The organism is Streptomyces sp. NPDC029014, from assembly GCF_055564695.1.
In genome coordinates this window covers 1-16,708 of sequence record NZ_JBVHVT010000061.1, presented here as the reverse complement: position 1 = coordinate 16,708, position 16,708 = coordinate 1, and the positions used below count along the sequence as shown (strand labels likewise).

18 protein-coding genes are annotated in these 16,708 nt (G+C 70.9%); 6 read left to right on the top strand and 12 right to left on the bottom strand.

From position 1 onward, the window contains the following. Positions 1 to 112 precede the first annotated feature (112 nt). The 3 genes from ACZ4VL_RS28460 to ACZ4VL_RS28450 form a co-directional block, all read right to left on the bottom strand. On the bottom strand, positions 113 to 595 hold the full coding sequence (locus tag ACZ4VL_RS28460; protein WP_468205323.1) for a DedA family protein: 483 nt from the start codon (positions 593 to 595) through the stop codon (positions 113 to 115). Positions 596 to 1,008: 413 nt separating this feature from the next. Then, positions 1,009 to 1,515, bottom strand: a complete 507-nt coding sequence (locus tag ACZ4VL_RS28455; RefSeq protein ID WP_468205320.1) for a Dabb family protein — start codon at positions 1,513 to 1,515, stop codon at positions 1,009 to 1,011. Positions 1,516 to 1,845: 330 nt separating this feature from the next. After that, on the bottom strand, positions 1,846 to 2,457 hold the full coding sequence (locus tag ACZ4VL_RS28450; protein ID WP_468205318.1) for a CGNR zinc finger domain-containing protein: 612 nt from the start codon (positions 2,455 to 2,457) through the stop codon (positions 1,846 to 1,848). Between the two features lie 105 nt (positions 2,458 to 2,562). On the opposite strand from ACZ4VL_RS28450, the gene ACZ4VL_RS28445 reads away from it, so the two are divergent. Both ACZ4VL_RS28445 and ACZ4VL_RS28440 read left to right on the top strand, forming a co-directional pair. After that, the gene (locus ACZ4VL_RS28445) at positions 2,563 to 3,411 is read left to right on the top strand and encodes an SDR family NAD(P)-dependent oxidoreductase (protein WP_468205316.1); all 849 of its coding nucleotides are present in this window, start codon (positions 2,563 to 2,565) and stop codon (positions 3,409 to 3,411) included. A 245-nt stretch (positions 3,412 to 3,656) separates the two neighbouring features. Next, positions 3,657 to 4,433 carry a maleylpyruvate isomerase family mycothiol-dependent enzyme gene (locus ACZ4VL_RS28440; RefSeq protein ID WP_468205313.1) on the top strand — a complete coding sequence of 259 codons (777 nt, stop codon included), beginning with the start codon at positions 3,657 to 3,659 and terminating at the stop codon, positions 4,431 to 4,433. Positions 4,434 to 4,505: 72 nt separating this feature from the next. Here the strand turns inward: ACZ4VL_RS28440 and ACZ4VL_RS28435 are convergent, their stop codons facing one another. Continuing rightward, on the bottom strand, positions 4,506 to 5,312 hold the full coding sequence (locus ACZ4VL_RS28435) for a hypothetical protein (protein ID WP_468205310.1): 807 nt from the start codon (positions 5,310 to 5,312) through the stop codon (positions 4,506 to 4,508). 307 nt (positions 5,313 to 5,619) lie between these two features. Between ACZ4VL_RS28435 and ACZ4VL_RS28430 the strand changes: the two genes are divergently transcribed. The 3 genes from ACZ4VL_RS28430 to ACZ4VL_RS28420 all read left to right on the top strand — a co-directional run bounded on the left by ACZ4VL_RS28430 (position 5,620) and on the right by ACZ4VL_RS28420 (position 8,010). Continuing rightward, positions 5,620 to 6,156, top strand: a complete 537-nt coding sequence (locus tag ACZ4VL_RS28430; RefSeq protein ID WP_468205308.1) for an ArsR/SmtB family transcription factor — start codon at positions 5,620 to 5,622, stop codon at positions 6,154 to 6,156. Between the two features lie 17 nt (positions 6,157 to 6,173). Beyond that, positions 6,174 to 7,448, top strand: a complete 1,275-nt coding sequence (locus ACZ4VL_RS28425) for an MFS transporter (protein WP_468205305.1) — start codon at positions 6,174 to 6,176, stop codon at positions 7,446 to 7,448. Between the two features lie 133 nt (positions 7,449 to 7,581). Continuing rightward, positions 7,582 to 8,010 carry a hypothetical protein gene (locus tag ACZ4VL_RS28420; protein ID WP_468205302.1) on the top strand — a complete coding sequence of 143 codons (429 nt, stop codon included), beginning with the start codon at positions 7,582 to 7,584 and terminating at the stop codon, positions 8,008 to 8,010. A 230-nt stretch (positions 8,011 to 8,240) separates the two neighbouring features. Here the strand turns inward: ACZ4VL_RS28420 and ACZ4VL_RS28415 are convergent, their stop codons facing one another. The 5 genes from ACZ4VL_RS28415 to ACZ4VL_RS28395 all read right to left on the bottom strand — a co-directional run bounded on the left by ACZ4VL_RS28415 (position 8,241) and on the right by ACZ4VL_RS28395 (position 14,391). Continuing rightward, on the bottom strand, positions 8,241 to 8,432 hold the full coding sequence (locus ACZ4VL_RS28415) for a DUF3117 domain-containing protein (protein WP_468205394.1): 192 nt from the start codon (positions 8,430 to 8,432) through the stop codon (positions 8,241 to 8,243). Between the two features lie 524 nt (positions 8,433 to 8,956). Beyond that, positions 8,957 to 10,309: a diacylglycerol/lipid kinase family protein gene (locus ACZ4VL_RS28410; protein WP_468205300.1), complete on the bottom strand. Its 1,353-nt coding sequence runs from the start codon at positions 10,307 to 10,309 to the stop codon at positions 8,957 to 8,959. A gap of 420 nt (positions 10,310 to 10,729) precedes the next feature. Next, positions 10,730 to 12,313, bottom strand: a complete 1,584-nt coding sequence (locus tag ACZ4VL_RS28405; RefSeq protein WP_468205298.1) for an FAD-dependent oxidoreductase — start codon at positions 12,311 to 12,313, stop codon at positions 10,730 to 10,732. Between the two features lie 174 nt (positions 12,314 to 12,487). Next, entirely contained in the window at positions 12,488 to 13,135 is a 648-nt protein-coding gene (locus ACZ4VL_RS28400) for a response regulator transcription factor (RefSeq protein ID WP_468205296.1), read from the bottom strand. Then, positions 13,120 to 14,391, bottom strand: coding sequence for a sensor histidine kinase (locus ACZ4VL_RS28395; protein WP_468205295.1), 1,272 nt, complete (start codon positions 14,389 to 14,391; stop codon positions 13,120 to 13,122). Before ACZ4VL_RS28395 ends, ACZ4VL_RS28400 begins: the two co-directional genes overlap by 16 nt. A gap of 156 nt (positions 14,392 to 14,547) precedes the next feature. On the opposite strand from ACZ4VL_RS28395, the gene ACZ4VL_RS28390 reads away from it, so the two are divergent. After that, the gene (locus ACZ4VL_RS28390; protein WP_468205292.1) at positions 14,548 to 15,012 is read left to right on the top strand and encodes a hypothetical protein; all 465 of its coding nucleotides are present in this window, start codon (positions 14,548 to 14,550) and stop codon (positions 15,010 to 15,012) included. Positions 15,013 to 15,219: 207 nt separating this feature from the next. Here the strand turns inward: ACZ4VL_RS28390 and ACZ4VL_RS28385 are convergent, their stop codons facing one another. The 3 genes from ACZ4VL_RS28385 to ACZ4VL_RS28375 all read right to left on the bottom strand — a co-directional run. Continuing rightward, positions 15,220 to 15,426 (bottom strand): WYL domain-containing protein, encoded by a 207-nt coding sequence (locus tag ACZ4VL_RS28385; protein ID WP_468205391.1) that lies wholly within the window; start codon positions 15,424 to 15,426, stop codon positions 15,220 to 15,222. Positions 15,427 to 15,734: 308 nt separating this feature from the next. Then, on the bottom strand, positions 15,735 to 16,259 hold the full coding sequence (locus tag ACZ4VL_RS28380) for a VOC family protein (protein WP_468205290.1): 525 nt from the start codon (positions 16,257 to 16,259) through the stop codon (positions 15,735 to 15,737). 190 nt (positions 16,260 to 16,449) lie between these two features. Continuing rightward, a partial coding sequence (locus tag ACZ4VL_RS28375) for a VOC family protein (protein WP_468205288.1) occupies positions 16,450 to 16,708 on the bottom strand: 259 nt, incomplete at its 5' end.

Below are 16,708 nucleotides of genomic sequence, written 5' to 3'. Positions count from 1 at the left end.
GCCAGGTGTCGGGCCGCTCGGGCCGGCGCAGACGGACGACTTCGATGCAGAACCCGCCGGGCCTCGCGGGCGACCTCTCGCCCGCCGCGTCACCCCTTCTCGCGGGACGGGCTCACGGTTTCTCGGCCACGGTGTCGCCGGAGGACTGTGCCGCCCTTCGTCTGCGATACACCGCCACCCCGCACACGACGAGGAGGAGGCCGGCTACGGCGGACACCCCGAGGGCCGTCCGCTCGGCGAAGAGCCTTCCCAGCACTTCGAGCACGCCGAGCCCCGCGGTCGCGTAGATCAATGCCCAGGCCGCTCCGCCCACGAACAGGGCGGGGAGGTAGCGCGGCAACGGCATGCGCATGCTGCCCGCGAGGAAGTTGGCGGCGGTCTGGAGACCGACGGTCAGGAAGGAGACGGCCACCACAGGCGCGCCCCACCGCTGGATCGCCCGCTCGGCGCGCCGGAACTTCACCGAGGAGATCCGCGCGGCAAACCTGCTGCGGCGGGCACCGGCCCCGGCGAGCCACCCGACGGCGAACGTCCCGCCGGCACGGAGCAGGACGATGACGTACAGGGCTCCGGCCGTGACGGCGATCCTATCCATGGCGCCTCGTCCCAGACACCGGGCCGGAACCCGGGAGGTCCGTCACCCGCATGGACGTCCCGCCCCAGCGGGCGCGCGACACGCACAAGCCCGATCGCCGTCTCTCACTGCACCCTGCCTCAGCCTTTTCCGTCCTACTGGGTTGCCACCTGCGGCACCGGAAGCCGAATCTGCACGCCAGGCAAGGCGAGCCTAACCGAACGTGCATACGGGAGTACAGGGCGGGGCCAGCCGAGGAACGACGGGCAGGTGCACCGAGTCAGCGTGGCCCGACACCTGGGCCGGCCAGCGCCGGACGAGCATGACGGCGATGCCAGGGCCAGGAGGAGGGCGAAGGGTGCGTAGCGCGTAGGCGAGGGTGGCCGGGTTGGGGCCGGCGACGCGGGCATCGTCGATCGCCGCATACTGCTCGATCACTTACTCGCGTTGAAGTCAAAAACGATGGCACCGTCAAGGAGCGGCCGGGCGAAATTCTTGAACGACTCGTGTGCCGGGTCAAAGAATTTCGGATCAGTGACAACAGGTTTTCCTACGTAATAGTTCCGATCACCTTCGGAGGTGAACGTCAACACGTAACCCTGCTTCATGCCCTTCCCAGTCTCCTCACCGCTCGCCTGGATACCTGAATCCAGAGACGCGATGTAAGGTTTCCCGTCGCGCTTCGCCTGCGTCAGGAGGGAACGGAACCACCTCATCGTCTCGGCCTGTTTCCCGGGGGGCGTGTCCGGTTTGAATTTGAAAAGGACGATGTGCCGAACCTTGCCCGGTTTGTAATCTGCTGCAGTAAACTTCTCGGGTCCGACCTGCGACAACTCCTCATGCAGGGCCTTCGCCGCATCCTTGTCGACCTGTTCCGTCGGGGCCGGGATGGGTGCCGTGACAGCGCTTGCTTCGCCGCCTGCCGCCTCATTGCGTTCCATCGAGCACCCTGTAACTGCAACCACAGAAACCGTACTCGCGACGAGGAACCGGATAGCAGCGGGCCGCCTCTTTGCCGTCATGAACGCATCTCCACATAAAGTGACTTGATCACGATGTCCCAGCAGGTAAACCCACTCATGGAGACCACGTTGCGGCAGGCCGACACGCTCGCGCATCACCGCGATGGCCTGCGAACGGGGGCCATCGGTGATCAGACCACCCTCCCTCGACGTGGACGGCCGCCCGTCCAACCGGTCGAGCGCCGGCCTCGGTGATCGCACAGGGTTCACCGAGCGACTTGGTCGGCAAGCCGGCGTGGAGCCGCGGCCTCACGCCTCGGGATGCGCCTCACTCACCCGGCGCTGCCGCTGGCGGTAACTGCGCATGGACACCTGGGAGCCGCAGCCGGTACTGCAGTAAAGCCCTGCCCCGTTGCGAGTGCGGTCGAAGAAACCGAAATGGCACGGGGGGTTGCGGCACGCCTTGATGCGCCCCCAGTCGCCGGTCTGCGCGGAGGTCGTCACGGCGGCCAGTACGGTCCCGAACACGCGCGGCACCCCTGTCTGCGGCGACGCCAGCTCGACACCACCGGCGGTGACCACCGTCGCCAGCGGGTAGAGCGCACCTGCGCGCCGCAGGTGTTGCTCGGCGTGCTGGAGATCCTCGCCCAGACCCTCCTCATCGCCCGAGTGCGCGAGCAGCAGGGTCACCAGGGCGTCACGCAGCTCGCGTGCGGCCGCGGCATCGGCATCGGTCGCCACGGTTTCGCCGCCGAGTTCGTCGTGCTCCGCGAGCCATGCCGCGAACGAGCGCCCGTCCCCGAACAGCTCTCGCCGGCCGCCTCCGTCCGCGCGCGTGTTCACGAACGCGAGCACGGTCTCCACTTCCGGCACGACGGTGCGGGGGCTGGGTTTCGAAGATCCGGCTGCAGCGCTGCTCATCACCCGATCCTACATCGACAGGAAGAGGAGCTAAGCCCCCTCACAAGCAACGTGCAGGCACCACCCCGCTTGACTCGTTACGAGCTAACGGCTTACGGTCGCAACATGAACGAAGCATCGAATCAGCAGACCAGCCCCCGTACATGGCTCATCACCGGCGCGACCTCCGGCATCGGCCGCGAACTGACCCTCCAGGCGCTGGCGAACGGCGACGCCGTCTCGGCGATCGCCCGCGACACCGCCCCCCTGGCCGAACTGACCGAAGCGCACGGCGACCGCCTGCTCCTCAACCGGGCGGACGTGTGTGACGAGCAGGCCGTCAGAGAAGCGGTGGAGCACACGCTCTCGCGGTTCGGCCGCATCGACGTCGTGGCCAACAACGCCGGCTACGGACTCTTCGGAGCCGTGGAGGAAGCCTCCGACGCGCAAGCCCGCGCCGTGTTCGACACCAACGTCTTCGGAGTCCTCAACGTGCTCCGCGCAACGCTGCCGGTACTCCGCGCCCAGCGATCCGGACACGTCCTCCAGGGCTCATCGATCTACGGGCAGTCCGCCCACCCCGGCGTGGGACTGCTGGCCGCGACCAAGTACGCGGTCGAGGGACTGTCGGACGCACTGGTGGCCGAGGTCGCACCGCTCGGCATCAAGGTCACGATCATCCAGCCCGGAATGACCGCCACCCCCTTCCTGTCCAACCTCCACGTCGCCGCCGGCCTCGACGACTACGACCGGACCGTCCGCGAAGTCCACAAGGGCATCGGAGAACTACCCGCATCCGCGTTCTCCTCCGCAGCCCGGATCGCCGAAGGCATCCGAACCGCGGTCGACAGCCCCAACCCCCCGCTGCGCCTGGCCCTCGGCACCTCCAGCGCCACCGGCATGCGCACCGCCCTACAGGCCCGCACCGCAGACCTGGACCACTGGAACCGCGTGACCGACGCCGTCGACAGGTGACCGCGATGGGCCTCGGCGCTGACGGCAGCCGAGGCCCGTCGGCGACGCAATCCGCGCAAGGACCGGGAGCAGCAGCCGAAGCCGCGTCGGGCCACCTCTGAGGCCGACTCACTCCCCATGAGCTGCGGCAGCGTAGGCGTGCCGGCGTTTGACATCCTCAGCGCGCGCCATCTACCTTCGGCATTAATTAAGGATGTGAATTATCGACTTCCTTAAGCGTCCTCGCCACCGAGGGCGGCACCATCATGAGGAAGGCCACGGACATGAACCCCGCCCAGCACGGAGCGGCTGTCGCAGCCGAGACGGCCGGATTCGTCGCCGCGGTCAGCGGAGCCGATCTCTCCACCCCGGTACCGACCTGCCCCGCGTGGACGCTCGCCGACCTCACGCAGCACATGGGCAGCGTCCACCGCTGGTTCACCGAACTGCTGCGCCAACGCATTCAGCAGCCGCCGACCAGCCGTGAGGTCGACCTCCGACTGCCGGCGGACCCGAGCGGCCTCCCGGACTGGCTGGCCGCGGGTGCCGCGGAGGCCGCCGAGGTATTCGCGGCCACCGACCCGGATGCCCCCATGTGGGCCTGGGGAGTCGACCAGCACGCCCGGTTCTGGGTCCGGCGCATGCTCTTCGAGACCCTCGTCCACCGCGCCGATGCCGAACTCGCCCTCGGGATCCCACCGCACATCGACCGCGAGTCGGCGGTCGACGGCATCGACGAATTCCTCACCAACCTGCCGTTCGCGTCCTCCTTCGCCCCGCTGACCACCCGGCTGCGAGCCCCGGACCGGACCATTCGCTTCAGCTGCACGGACGGCGACGGCGAGTGGCTGGTCGGCTTGCGCCCCGACGGCTTCGCCCTGGCTCGCCGCGCCGAATCCCATGCGGTGGACGCCGAGGTCAAGGGAACGGCCGCGGACCTGCTCCTGCTCCTCTACGGCCGCCTGACCCATGGCAGCGACGCCTTCCACCTGCTCGGCGACCGCGCCCTGCTCGCCCACTGGTTCGCCCACTCGGCTTTCTAGACTCGGGGCCGTCACCTCGCGCGCCACTCGTCTCCCCGAGACGAGTGGCGGAGACCGCCGTGCGCCGTCCGGTCAGCCGATCGGCTGCCGGGCCTCCGTCCGGACCTTGAGGGTGGTCTCGGCGATCTCGTCCAGGTCGACCGATCCGGGAAGCTGCTGTGCGGCCTCGGGGGTGACGAGGGCGACCGTCGCGCTCGTGTTCTCGTCCGCCCAGGCGCACATCGGCAGGGTCGAGGTGGAGCCGTTGTCCTGGTACGTCAGCACCTGGCAGCTCAGGGTGATGCCGGAGCCGGTGGGCGTGATGTCGCGGGCGGGGACCGCCGGGCTCGCGCCCTTGGCGTCCGCGGCGCCGACGAGCATCTTCCTGCGGGATTCTGCGGGGTCTTTGAACTGACCGTATATACCGGACAGGACGAGGACGCCCGGACGGGCCGGGGAGCCGGAGGTGTACTGGCCGATGGCCGGCCGGGGGTTGCGGATCTTCGAGCTGTAGGTGTGCTTGAGCCCTTCCTTGCCCTTCGATTCCGAAACGTCCTGGGCCAGTTCGAACGTGCCGCCCATCAGGGTCTTCGGCACGATGAGCCGGTACTCGGCCTTGGGGAATCCGGCTCCGCTCACCCTGGACGTGGCGTCGGTCGTCACCTTGACGATGCTGAGCGCCGCTATCGCGGCCGCGATGATCCCGATCACCTTCCAGGGCTGGGACTTGCGCTGCGGCGGGCCGACCGGCGGCTGCCCCCAGCCGGGATGCCCGGCGTACGACTGCGGCGGGTACTGCGGCTGGAGTGACTGCGGGGCGTAGTGCGGGCCGCCGTACGGATTCGGGGATTGCGACGGCCCGTAGGGGCCGGGGGGCTGATGAGGCGGCGGCATACTCATGATCGAAAACGCTACCTCACCCCTGGGACAGCGACTGCCCGGACATCGTTCGCCGCCCCACTGCGAGAACAGCGGGCTCCACCGGGTCGCCCCGCACCCCTTCCACACCCTCTTCATGTCGTCTTCGAGTTCCCGCATGGTCACGGGCCGGCAGGGTCGGCCCGGTTCGCGACCGCGCCCGCACTCACTGGCCGGCGGCAGCTCCAGCAAGTCCGGCTCCTCGCGCACAGGGCGTAGGAGGCTCAGGTTCTGGAGGGCCGGGCGAATCCCCTTGCGCAATGGTCAAGATTCGTTGACCATTGCTCGCATGCCTACCGATGATCTTCCCGAGACGTTTCACGTCACCACGGACGAGCAGCTGCGCGCCGTCTCCAATCTCACGCGCCACCGGATCATGGCCGTGCTCCGCTTCGAGCCGGCGACGATCACGCAGATCGCCGAGCGGGTGGGCCTCGCGAAGGGGAGTTCCAGCTATCACGTGCGGCTGCTGGAGCGGGCCGGCCTGGTGAAGGTGGTACGGACGCGGAAGGTGCGGGGTGTCACCGAGCGGTACTACGCGATGGCCGCGCGGGCGATCGTGCTGCCGGACCCGGGCGAGGGAGGGCCGGATGTGCTGATGCGGCATGCGGTGGCGGACCTTGAGGCGTCGCCGGTGGGTGAGCGGCACGTACGGATGGCGCATCTGCGGCTCACCGACGAACAGTTCGCGCAGCTGGGAGCACGGCTGGAGGCGCTGGCGGACGAGTACCGGGAGCTGTCCGATCCGTCGCTGCCGGACACGTCACTCGTCTTCGCACTGTTCCACCCGGCATCGCGCGAGCAGGCCGACGGGGGCGCCAAGTGACCTCAGAGGTACGGAAGTTGCCGACCGGGTTCGGACGGCTGTGGACTGCGCAGACGGTGTCCTCGTTCGGTGACGGGGTGTCGCATGCCGCGCTGCCGCTGCTCGCGTTGACGTTGACGCGGGATCCGATGGCACTCGCCGTCGTCACGGCCGCCGGGACGCTGCCGTGGCTGCTGTTCGGCGTGCTCGGCGGAGCGCTGGTGGACCGGTGGGACCGCCGGCGAACCATGTGGGTCATGGACGCGGCCCGTGCGGTGCTGCTCGCGATACCGGCGGCAGCGGCCGTGCTCGACGGCTTGAGCATTCCGCTGCTCGCGGCCGTCGCCTTCCTGCTCGGCCTCGGCGGACTGTTCTTCGACACGGCCGCCACTGCCTATCTGCCGGATCTGCTCGGCCGCGACCCGGCGCTCCTGGAGCGGGCCAACTCTCGCCTGCGCGGAGCCCAGACCGCCATGTCCGGCTTCGCGGGGCCGCCTGCGGGCAGTGCGCTGCTCGCGCTCGGGCGGGCGGTTCCGCTGCTGGCCGACGCGGTGTCGTTCCTGCTCTCCGCACTGCTCGTACGGTCGCTTCCCGCCATGCCCCGGCCAGCGCCGGAGGTCCGCGAGTCGTTGCTTCGGCAGGCGCGGGCCGGGGCCTCGTACGTCTTCGGGGACCGGTTGCTGCTCGGGCTCGCGCTCCGCCCGGCGGTCGGGAACGTCGCCTTCCTCGCCGTGGAGACCGTCCTCGCGCTCTTCGCGCACGACCGCCTCGGCATCGACGCCTACGGCTTCGGCCTGCTCCTCACGGCCGAGGCCACCGGCGGTCTGCTCGGCGCGGGCATCGCCTCCCAGCTCCGCCGACGGCTCGGCACCGGCACCGCGCTAACCTGCACGGCCGCCGTCGAAGGGCTTGCCATCCTGGGCCTTGCCGCTGCCCCGAACCCGTACGTGGCCGGGCTGGCGCTCGCCGTCTGCGGGGCCGGCATGGGCGCCACGATGGTACTCGCGCCCTCCCTCCGGCAGGCGATCGTCCCAGCCCACCTCATGGGCCGGGTCGCCTCCACCTCCCGCATGCTGGCCATGTGCGCCGCCCCCCTCGGGGCCTTCCTCGGCGGCTGGCTGGCCACCACCTGCGACATCCGCACCCCGCTCTACGCCGCCGCCGGCCTCCTCCTGGCGATGACGGCCGTCACGGCAACCATGACCAGCAACCGCCGGGTCGAAGCGGCGCTGCGCGCCGCCGCCCCGGCCGGCGGTCCGGACCACCCGGCAACCGAGGAACCCGCCCAGGAGAGCGCACCCGAGGTGGTGTGATGCCTGCCGCGAAGGCGCCACACCACGTCGGGGGCCAAGGCCCCGCGGGGCGCAACGAGTGGCCAGGGTGGGATCGGCCGACCCGCGTATAGAGTGCGCACGATCGTCCCCACTACCCTTGTGGAGAAGCAACATGCGCATATCCACTGCCCTGCCCGCCGCCCTTGCCCTGACGGTCGCGACGCTCGCGGGAGGGGTGACCCAGGCCGCCGCCGAGACCACCCTCAGCACGGTCAACCTGGAGGCCGGTGCCAACCTCCACCACAACACCGCCACGGTGCACTACGAGCGCATCGACGGCGCGGTGAACTCCGTCAAGGTCACCTACGTGCTGATCACCTCCGGCGAGCGTGACTGCGCCTGGGTGCAGTGGAACGACCCGAAGGCAGGCGGGGACGGCTGGACCTCCCTCACGCCCGAGCCCTCGTGTTACGGCATCGGCATGGGTGAGACGCGCGAGGTCATCATCAAGGCCCCGGCGGGCCACCCGCTCAAGGTGCGCCTGGCCGCCTACCACTCCGACAGCACCGCCGTGATGCACAAGGACATCGCGAAGCTCTAGCCTCCCGGCCGGAGGGGACGGTCGGCCCAGACGGTCCCGCCTGGGCCGACTCGATCCCGTACGCCTCAGCGGATCGCGAACTCCCGTACGCGGAACAGCCCTTGGTCGACGAAGGTCGAGGACGGCAACCGGGAGTGGCGTCGGAGACCTCCATCCGGATGGCATCGGGCCCGGTGCGACGTGCAGTTCGAAGCCCACCCGGGGATCCGCGCAGCGCCTCCTGCGCGGTCTCACCGACGGACCACGTCAGCCGACGACGCGTTCTGGAGTTCGTCGGCGAGGACACCAGCCTCCTCCGGAGTCAGTACGACCACGAGCCGACCGCCGCCTTCGAGCGGTACACGCATGACAATGCCCTGCCCCTCCTTGGTGGCCTCGAGCGGACCGTCGCCCGTACGCGGCCTGATCCTGGCACGAGGCAGTTCACCATCAGTGGCGGACAGCACCCGCGTCCCGTTCCCCTTGGTCATGACCGTGCACGTCTCCGGTGCAGGTGTCGCGGTGGCGGCAGGAGTCAGGACGACCGTGGCCCCCAGAGCCACCGATGAGACGACGAGCGAGATGACGGCATTGCGCCGAATACGCCGGGCCATGATGGTGTCCTCCCTACACGATGAGTGGAAGGCGCCGCGGAAACACCAGGGCAAGACGCCGCACCAACGCTCCGGGAGTGGTCTTCTCCGCCCACAGCCGCGACAACGGATGCACGGCTGTGGCGCCGCTGGGGCGCCGCGCTGATCCAAAAGGCGCCTCCGTCCATCCTCCCCCTCCCCCAACCGAGTGTCGACCGGACGCCGATGGGAGCGGACCGAGCGAACAGGCCCCAGCAGCCCACCACGACGCGCTGCTGCTCGTTGCAGGAGTTCTTCGCCTACTCTCCGGGAGGCCCCGCGCCGACGGCGATGCATGCGCTCACCCTCGATCGGGGGCGAGGACGGCGACCGGTTCACACAGGAGTGGTCCGTCGGGTGCGGCGGCCCCACGCGAGGTCGATGATCCGCCGCCAGTCCACGGGCGGACCGGGTACGACGACGCCCGGACGGTCGCGCGGCACCAGGACCCGCAGCGTGCCCGGGTGCAGCGTGCACACGACCGGGGTGGGTATCCGCAGTGCTTCGCCGTCGACCGCCACGGGGATCTCGTCGGTGTCGGCGGTCACTTCGACGCGCCGTGCGGTCATGACGGTCAACCCCGTGGACTGCGGGCCCCGCACAGCCAGATCGGCCGCCTGCGCCGCATCCTCCACCCGGATGCCGAGCACTCCCAACAGGCCGTCGTCGAGCCGGGGCCGACGGCCGCCGCCACTGAGCCCGTCGGGCAGGGCGTACGGGTTGTTGCTCACCAGCAGAGCCTGCTGGGCCGAGAGCGCCGTGCCGTCGACCTGCGCGTCGAGCCGTGGCGCCCCTTCGCCGAGCAACAGGTCCGGCATGAGGGCCAGTGCGGTGCCCGCCTTGTCGTCGCGATACCCGGGTCGCTGTACGACATCGGCATACACGCCGAAGGACACGGTGTTGACGAAGGGCCGGCCCGAAACGTCACCAAGATCGACCCGGAGCTCCTCGCCGTCGGTCAGGGCGTCGAGACAGCGCGACGGGTCGGAGCGGTCGAGGCCCAGGTCCATGGCGAAGTGGTTGCGGGTGCCGGCGGAGACCACGAGGAACGGCAGGCCGTGCTCGGCGGCGACGGCCGCGACCAGGGCCTGGGTCCCGTCACCACCAGCAACGCCGAGGAGGTCCGCGCCCCCGGCCACGGCGGCCCGGGCCAGTGCGGCCACATCGGCCGGCGCGGACGGATCGAGCAGAACGACCCGCGCGCCGAGTTCCTCGGCGCGCTCCGCCAACCCGAAGCGGCCGACTTTCCCGCCCCCCGACGTGGGATTCATGATCAGGACCGGCTGCTTCGGCCTGGTGGCGGCGGTCGCCGCCGGCCGCGACCGCTCCGGACGCGACCTGCGCAGCGCAGCCCGGGCACAGGCCAGCGCCGTACCCCAGCACAGGCACAGGACCAGCGCCGTGAGCCATAGACCGTCGTGCGCGAAGAGCACCAGGACGGCGAGAGGTGCCACGATCGCGAGGAGCCCCCCGAGGAGTCGCGCGGCGCCACGGCGCGCCATGAACCACCACACCCCGACGGAGCAGAGGACCAGACCGAGGAACCCGGCCGCGACGATGACCAGCCCGCCCTCTCCCAGAGCGATCACCAGGACGACCAACGAACCCGTCGCGGCGAACACGGCCAAGCGTGCCAGCAGCCGCCCGGCCCCACCCCCGCCCGGGCTCGCCTCACCCGTCCCTCCCATGGCTTCCTCTCCGCGCCGTGCCCGGCCGGCGACTCCGGTCCGGGGCACCAGCCTGCACACGCGCTGGCCGGTGGGCACCCCAGCGGGGCCGCGAGGATGAAGCGGGCGACCCCTGCCGGGCCTCCGCCTCCTCTTTCGGCCCACCGGCGGGCCTGGCGCGAACCTGTCGGGTTCCGAGCGGGAACGTCGACATCGAGCTGCCATCCACGCCGTAGACCAGCCGATGGCCGTTCGTCCGTGCGACCACCCGCCTGCACCCCGGAACAAGCCCCCACTGGACGCCGACCGGGTTCGCTACCAGGCGGGAAAGCAAACCGGGATCCTCACCCGCAAGGGCTGAGGCAAACGGCCACCGTCACCCGCCGGGATGTGCGTCGTTCCGGCTCAGCTGCCGGTACGCCGAGGCGCTGACGGGCGGGCTCACGGCCGACCGGAACCTGTGCGCAGGGGTGCGTGTTCGGGGTGGGCAGGGCCGGTGGGTCCGGCCGCGGCCGGAGCACCGAACCAACGGCTCGCGGCCTGCTGGAACGCCTCCCGATCGGGGTGCCGATCACCTGCCCAGGCGACCACGCCGTCGGGCCGCACCAGCACGGCACCTGACCCGAGGTCGTTCCTCGCCGTCCCGGCCGCGTACCGTATCCGGCCCTCCCAGCCCGTCGCCGAAGCCTGCAGGCGCCGGCCGATGCTGAAATCGAGCACGACACCCCGTCCGTCCGCCATGAGGTCGCCGAGGCGAATGCCGTCCTCGAGTCGGAAGTCAGGGGCACTGCGGCCGACCAGCGGATGCTCGCTGCCGAGGTCGTAGCGGATCCACGATCCCGACAGCTTCTCGAACACGTAGGTCGCTCCGTCACGGGTCCCGATGAGATCGCGAACCACTGCCTGGATCGCCTGGGCGTACGGGTCCGGCCTCATGGTCGCCACCTGGGCGCGCGACCAGTCGAGCACCGCCGCACCGATCGGATGGCGCTCGTCGGCATAGGTGTCGAGAAGCCCGTCCGGTGCGTGGCCGTGCACGGTCGCCGCGAGCTTCCACCCCAGGTTCACGGCGTCGCCGATGCCGGTGTTCAGCCCCTGGCCGCCGAGGGGCGAGTGGACGTGGGCGGCGTCGCCCGCGAGGAGGACGCGTCCGTGCCGGTAGGCCGTCGTCTGCATCGCCCGGTCGGTGAAGCTGGAGGCGATGTGGACCGTGCGGAGGGTCACGTCGGTGCCGGACACGCGGCGCAGCACCGCCTGGAGATGGTCGCGAGTCGGCGGCTTCGAGCGGTCGAACGCACCGCCGTCGAAGTCCATCATGGCGATGTGCCCGCCGGTGGGCATCCGGATGTACATGCCCGTCGGCGTCAGGTGGAACCCGGGGCGCAGCTCCTCGGGATCGGCGAGGGTCGCTTGCATGGTGTAGCCGGTGAACTGCGGCTCGGTACCGACGAATTCGAAGCCGGTGAGCCTGCGCACCGTACTGCGTCCGCCGTCGCAGCCGACGAGCCAGCGCGCTTCGTACGTGTCCGCGCCGGCTTGTGCGAGCACGCTCTCCCCGCTCTGGGAGACGGCCGAGACCGTGACGCCGCGCCTGATGTCCACGCCGAGCTCGGACGCCTGCTCGGACAGCACCGTCTCGACCGCTTCGAGGTCCGTCATCACGGCTTCGAGTGCCGGGCCGGGCAGTCGGAACGGCAGGGCGTCGACGTCGACCCGGGCCTCGTCGAGCATCATGCCGGCGAAGTGGCCGAAGAACCGAGGACGTGACGGCGCGCCCGCTTCGGGGGCCGCACCGAACACCTCTTGAACGCCCGACGCCGTCAGCAGCGGTTCCAGCATGCCGCGTCGGTAGAACGCCTCGACCGACGCGGCGGACAGCCCTCGCCTCCCGAGCGGGGCCGCCCGCAGCGGGGAGCCGAGCCCCGGCTCCCGTTCGAGTACCAGTACGGAACACCCTGCGAGGCCGAGCTCGCAGGCGAGGGCCAGACCGACCGGACCGGCTCCCACGATCACTACGTCATGCACGAGAGATCCCCTCCTCGGACTCCGAGCCGGATGGGTCCCCGGCCGGACCTCTCGAAAGGTGTCAGCCCTCACCGACATCGCATCGACAGCCCCGACAGGCCACCGACAGGCCGCCGACACCACCGGCTCGGCGGGCCGATCCGGGCACATCGACATCGGTGTCGTGCTGCGCGCCTACTGCCTGTTCAGGTAGGCGAGAACGGCGCGGACGCGGCGGTTGGTGTCTCCGTCGTCGGTGATGCCGAGCTTGCCGAACATGGAGGTGGTGTACTTGCCGACGGCGCTCTCGCTGAGGAAGAGGCGTCGGCCGATGGCCTGGTTGGACAGGCCTTCCGCCATGAGCTCCAGCACGGAACACTCGCGTCCGGTCAGTCGCCCGAGGCCCCGGTTCGGGGAACCGTTGGACAGCAGTTTCGCGATCACGGCCGGGTCCATGGCGGTCCCGCCGCCCGCGACGCGCTCCAGGGCGTCGATGAACTGGTCGGCGTCGAACACGCTCTCCTTGAGGAGATAGCCGACGCCGCCGGAGCCGTCCGCCAGGAGCTCGCGCGCGTACAGCTGCTCGACGTGCTGGGAGAGGATGAGCACCGGCAGTCCGGGTATCTCGCTGCGGGCGACGAGTGCCGCCCGCAGGCCTTCGTCGGACTGGTTCGGCGGCATGCGGACGTCGATGACGGACACGTCCGGTCGCCACGTCCGCAGCGCTTCGAGCGTCTCGGGGCCGGTGGCGGCCGTCGCCACCACCTCGTGCCCGTACGCCTCGATCAGGCGGACCATCCCATCACGCAGCAGGTAGAGGTCTTCGGCTACGACGATTCGCATGGCACCGCCATCCTGACACGGGTCGGACCGCCCGGCGGGCTGGTGATCTCCACCGTGCCGTCGAAGGCTGCGAGGCGGCGGTGCAGGCCCGCGAGTCCTCCACCGGCCCGCACGTCGGCGCCGCCCCGGCCGTCGTCCTCGACCTCGGCGACGATGCCCGTGCCGTCCCAGGCGAGGCAGACGTGCGCACGGGACGCCTGCGCATGCTTGGCCGCGTTGGTCAGCAGTTCGGCGACGCCGAAGTAGACGGCGGACTCGACGGGCGCATCCAGGCGCAGCGGGGTGTCGGCGCGGACGGCCACGTCGAGGGGGACGTCCAGGGCGAGGGCGCGGACGGCGTCGAGGAGGCCCCGCTCGTTCAACACCGGCGGGCTGATGCCCCGGATCAGCTCGCGGAGTTCGGACAGCGAGGCGGTGGCGCCGGCCCGCGCGTCCCGCATGACTGCCCTGGCCCGCTCGGGGTCGGTCTCCATCAGTTTTTCGGCGGTCGCCAGGGAGAGGCCGAGCGCCACCAGACGGGCCTGTGCGCCGTCGTGCAGATCCCGCTCGATCCGACGGATCTCGGCGGCCTGCGCGACCGTCGCGTCCGCGCGCTGCGAGGTGAGTTCGTCCACCCGGTCCAGCAGCGCCATCGTGTGTGACGGGCGCAGGAAGCGGACGGCCACCGGCTCGATGGGCCGCCAGGCGTACGGGGCTGAGGCGACGGCCACGATCAGGCCCAGCGCCCCGACGAGGCGCTCGGCCGGCCCTGGTCCTGGCCCCGGCCGACCGAGCCAGAGGACCGCCGCGGCCGCTGCGGTCGGCGGGAGGGCGGCGACCACGCCCGCGGTGAGCGGCACGATCCCCGTGAACCGCAGGTCGCGCCAGGTGGCGGGGTCGCCCCACCGGACGCGCCACTTCTGATCCAGGAGGGCGTCGCAACGGCTGCGCTCGTAGCTGAAGCCGTTCCACCAGTACCCGGTGGACATCCGCGTCACCGGCCCGGCTTGCCGGTATCCGGCGGGGATGGCGGTGGCCGTCCACCCTGCGACGAGGAAGCGGACCGTCCGGCATACCGGGCGGGACAACGCGAGCGTGCCCACGCACACCAGCACGAACGGCGCCACCCACGACCACGGGTTTCCGGCGCCCCACCAGATCCCCAGCGCCACGGCGGCGGCCCACACGGCCGGGACCAGCAGGCTGACGGCCGCCACGACGCAGGCCCGCACGAATCCCACGCCGGCGCGCGCCACCCATGAACCCAGCTGTCTCATGACTCCCCCGTTCCTCACCGTTCGTTCGGTGCTTCCACTGTGCACTGCGCGGAGCCCGCCCCTGGCCCGGTCGGCCGAAGAGTGGGGCTACCCCCACCCCCCTTGTGTGCCCAGGCCGATACCGCGTCGGCCAGGCGCTTCGTAGCGTCGGTGAGCATGGAACCCGACACGCACACCCCGACCGAAGCGGCACTCCTCAACGACCCCCGTGTGCACAGGGCCTTCGACACGGCGAAGGGCAGCGTCAAGGTCTACGGCGCGCTCAGTGCCGCCGCCCTGTTGGCGGTCGTCGTGGTGTCGAGCAGCGGTCACATGGTGAACACGTTCATGTGGGTCAGGGCCGTCCTGCTGGCTCTGGTCGCCCTGCCGGTCCACCGGGTGGCCGTCTCCGCTTCCCGGGGTTCTCGGCGGGCTTTCGAGCGGTTGAGTGCCCTCGCCGTCATCATGCCGATCGCGATCATCGGTGTGGACCTGATCCCGGGTGTCTGTCCACCCTGGTACGCCGCCATGCAGGTCGTCTGCATGCTGCCCGTCATCCGCCTCGCCTTCACCACCCGCGGCTCTGCACTCCGCGAGGCCTTCCCCAAGAGGGGCCCGTCCAGTGAGCGGCTCCCACGCTGAGAGCCATCCGCCGGCCTGAAGATCATTTCGTCGCGCGGGGTGTCGGCGTCCAGGTGCGGCAGACAGCTGCGGTCGTCGACGGGCTCGGCGACTCCCATGCCGGGCCAGACGCGGTCGGCGACCGTGGCAGCGGATTCGTGCAGGGCGACGGTCGCCGGGAAGGGCGATGCCTGCGCAGAGAGGCGGCGGGCCACGAAGGCTGCAGCGTCACCGTCGGCACGTTCGCGGGGCGTGAACCGCGGGCCCGGGCGGGGTGCGCGGGGCGAGCCGGTCGACGCGGAAGGTGCGCCAGTCGTCCCGGTCGGTGTCCCACGCGACCAGTACCAGTGGCGGTCGAAGCTGACCAGGCTGTGGGGTTCGACGAGGTCTCCGCGCGGCCCCCTGGGGCGAGGATGCCGATGACGGCCCCGGCATCAGCTCGGGCACCGGTCCTGCCCCCGACTCCGCGGGGAGCGGGAGGGCGATGGGACGGCGGCCGGCGGGCGCGGGACCGTCCCGGCCGCCGTCCTGTCTCTCCACCCGTGACGTGACCATCCGCCGCTGGGCCGAACGCGACCACGACGTCGTGCGCTGGACGGAACTCGACCACGGCTTACCTCGAACCGGAAAGGCTGCCCCTGCGGCCGGGCACATGCAGGTCGGGAGCAGGGCGCGCCCTTCCGTCGGCGCCGCGCGCGGCGGGTGGCCGTGACACGGAAGCGCCACCCGCGCGATCCGGGGCGTCAGTCGGCCGGCCGCAGCGGGGCGCTGGAGATCCCGGACGCGCGCCCGCTGAGCGCGGTGTCCAGCGTCTGCTGTGCCACGCGCATCGAATCGACGTACTTCGGTTCGGACATGCGCTGCCACGCCGTGTCCGGGTCGACGTCCTCGACGTGGCTCATCACCCACCAGATGTTTCCGAACGGGTCGCGGACCCGGCCACCGCGGTCCCCCCATGCGTTGTCGCAGACCTCGGTGATCACCTGCGCCCCGTGCGCCACGGCGGCCGCCACTGCTGCGTCCGCGTCAGGGACGTAGACGCGCAGCAGCGAGGGCATCACGGGCCAGTCGGGGCGACGGTCGAAGGCCAGGACGACCGTGTCGCCGATGCGGATCTCCGCGTGCCCGACGGTGCCGTCCTCCACGGCCACCCGGGCCAGTTCCTCACCGTCGAAGGCAGCGGCGACGAAGTCGAGCAGCGCCCCCGTGTCGTCGGTGACCACCCACGGTGCCACGGAGGTGTACCCCTGGGGCGCGGTGTGTTCCATCGGACTTCCCTTCCGTGACTCCCCGCGGCCTTCCCGCGCAGTGAGCACGACCATACGGCGCAACGAGGCCAGAACATGTCCTGGTTGGGAAGCGCACCGCCGTCGTCCTGCCGGACCGTCTGCCGCTGTCACCGCCGTGGCAGGACGAACCGGAACCTCACCGCCTCCTTCTCCGCCTTCGCGAGGTGACTTACGCGGCGGCCTCCCAGACGAATCCGTCCGGGTCGGTGAAGGTGTCGGTGGTGCTGCCGAGGGCGAGGCGGTGCGAGCCGGTGCCGTCGGCGGGGACGCCGAGGTCCTTGGCCAGGGCGCGCCGCTTGTACAGGGCGAGCTTGACGGGGCTGGAGGCGCCGGCGGCGAACTCGGTGTACTTGCCGCCGAAGCTCTTGGTCACGCTCAGGCCGCGGTCGACGTAGAACTGCCGGGTGGTCTTCACGGCCTCGACGCCG

Excerpts from the sequence above, each read along its gene's own strand:
- ACZ4VL_RS28460 (WP_468205323.1), bottom strand. The coding sequence starts at position 595 with ATGGATAGGATCGCCGTCACGGCCGGAGCCCTGTACGTCATCGTCCTG.
- ACZ4VL_RS28455 (WP_468205320.1), bottom strand. The coding sequence starts at position 1,515 with ATGGAACGCAATGAGGCGGCAGGCGGCGAAGCAAGCGCTGTCACGGCA.
- ACZ4VL_RS28450 (WP_468205318.1), bottom strand. The coding sequence starts at position 2,457 with ATGAGCAGCGCTGCAGCCGGATCTTCGAAACCCAGCCCCCGCACCGTC.
- ACZ4VL_RS28445 (WP_468205316.1), top strand. The coding sequence starts at position 2,563 with ATGAACGAAGCATCGAATCAGCAGACCAGCCCCCGTACATGGCTCATC.
- ACZ4VL_RS28440 (WP_468205313.1), top strand. The coding sequence starts at position 3,657 with ATGAGGAAGGCCACGGACATGAACCCCGCCCAGCACGGAGCGGCTGTC.
- ACZ4VL_RS28435 (WP_468205310.1), bottom strand. The coding sequence starts at position 5,312 with ATGAGTATGCCGCCGCCTCATCAGCCCCCCGGCCCCTACGGGCCGTCG.
- ACZ4VL_RS28430 (WP_468205308.1), top strand. The coding sequence starts at position 5,620 with ATGCCTACCGATGATCTTCCCGAGACGTTTCACGTCACCACGGACGAG.
- ACZ4VL_RS28420 (WP_468205302.1), top strand. The coding sequence starts at position 7,582 with ATGCGCATATCCACTGCCCTGCCCGCCGCCCTTGCCCTGACGGTCGCG.
- ACZ4VL_RS28410 (WP_468205300.1), bottom strand. The coding sequence starts at position 10,309 with ATGGGAGGGACGGGTGAGGCGAGCCCGGGCGGGGGTGGGGCCGGGCGG.
- ACZ4VL_RS28400 (WP_468205296.1), bottom strand. The coding sequence starts at position 13,135 with ATGCGAATCGTCGTAGCCGAAGACCTCTACCTGCTGCGTGATGGGATG.
- ACZ4VL_RS28395 (WP_468205295.1), bottom strand. The coding sequence starts at position 14,391 with ATGAGACAGCTGGGTTCATGGGTGGCGCGCGCCGGCGTGGGATTCGTG.
- ACZ4VL_RS28390 (WP_468205292.1), top strand. The coding sequence starts at position 14,548 with ATGGAACCCGACACGCACACCCCGACCGAAGCGGCACTCCTCAACGAC.
- ACZ4VL_RS28385 (WP_468205391.1), bottom strand. The coding sequence starts at position 15,426 with ATGCCGGGGCCGTCATCGGCATCCTCGCCCCAGGGGGCCGCGCGGAGA.
- ACZ4VL_RS28380 (WP_468205290.1), bottom strand. The coding sequence starts at position 16,259 with ATGGAACACACCGCGCCCCAGGGGTACACCTCCGTGGCACCGTGGGTG.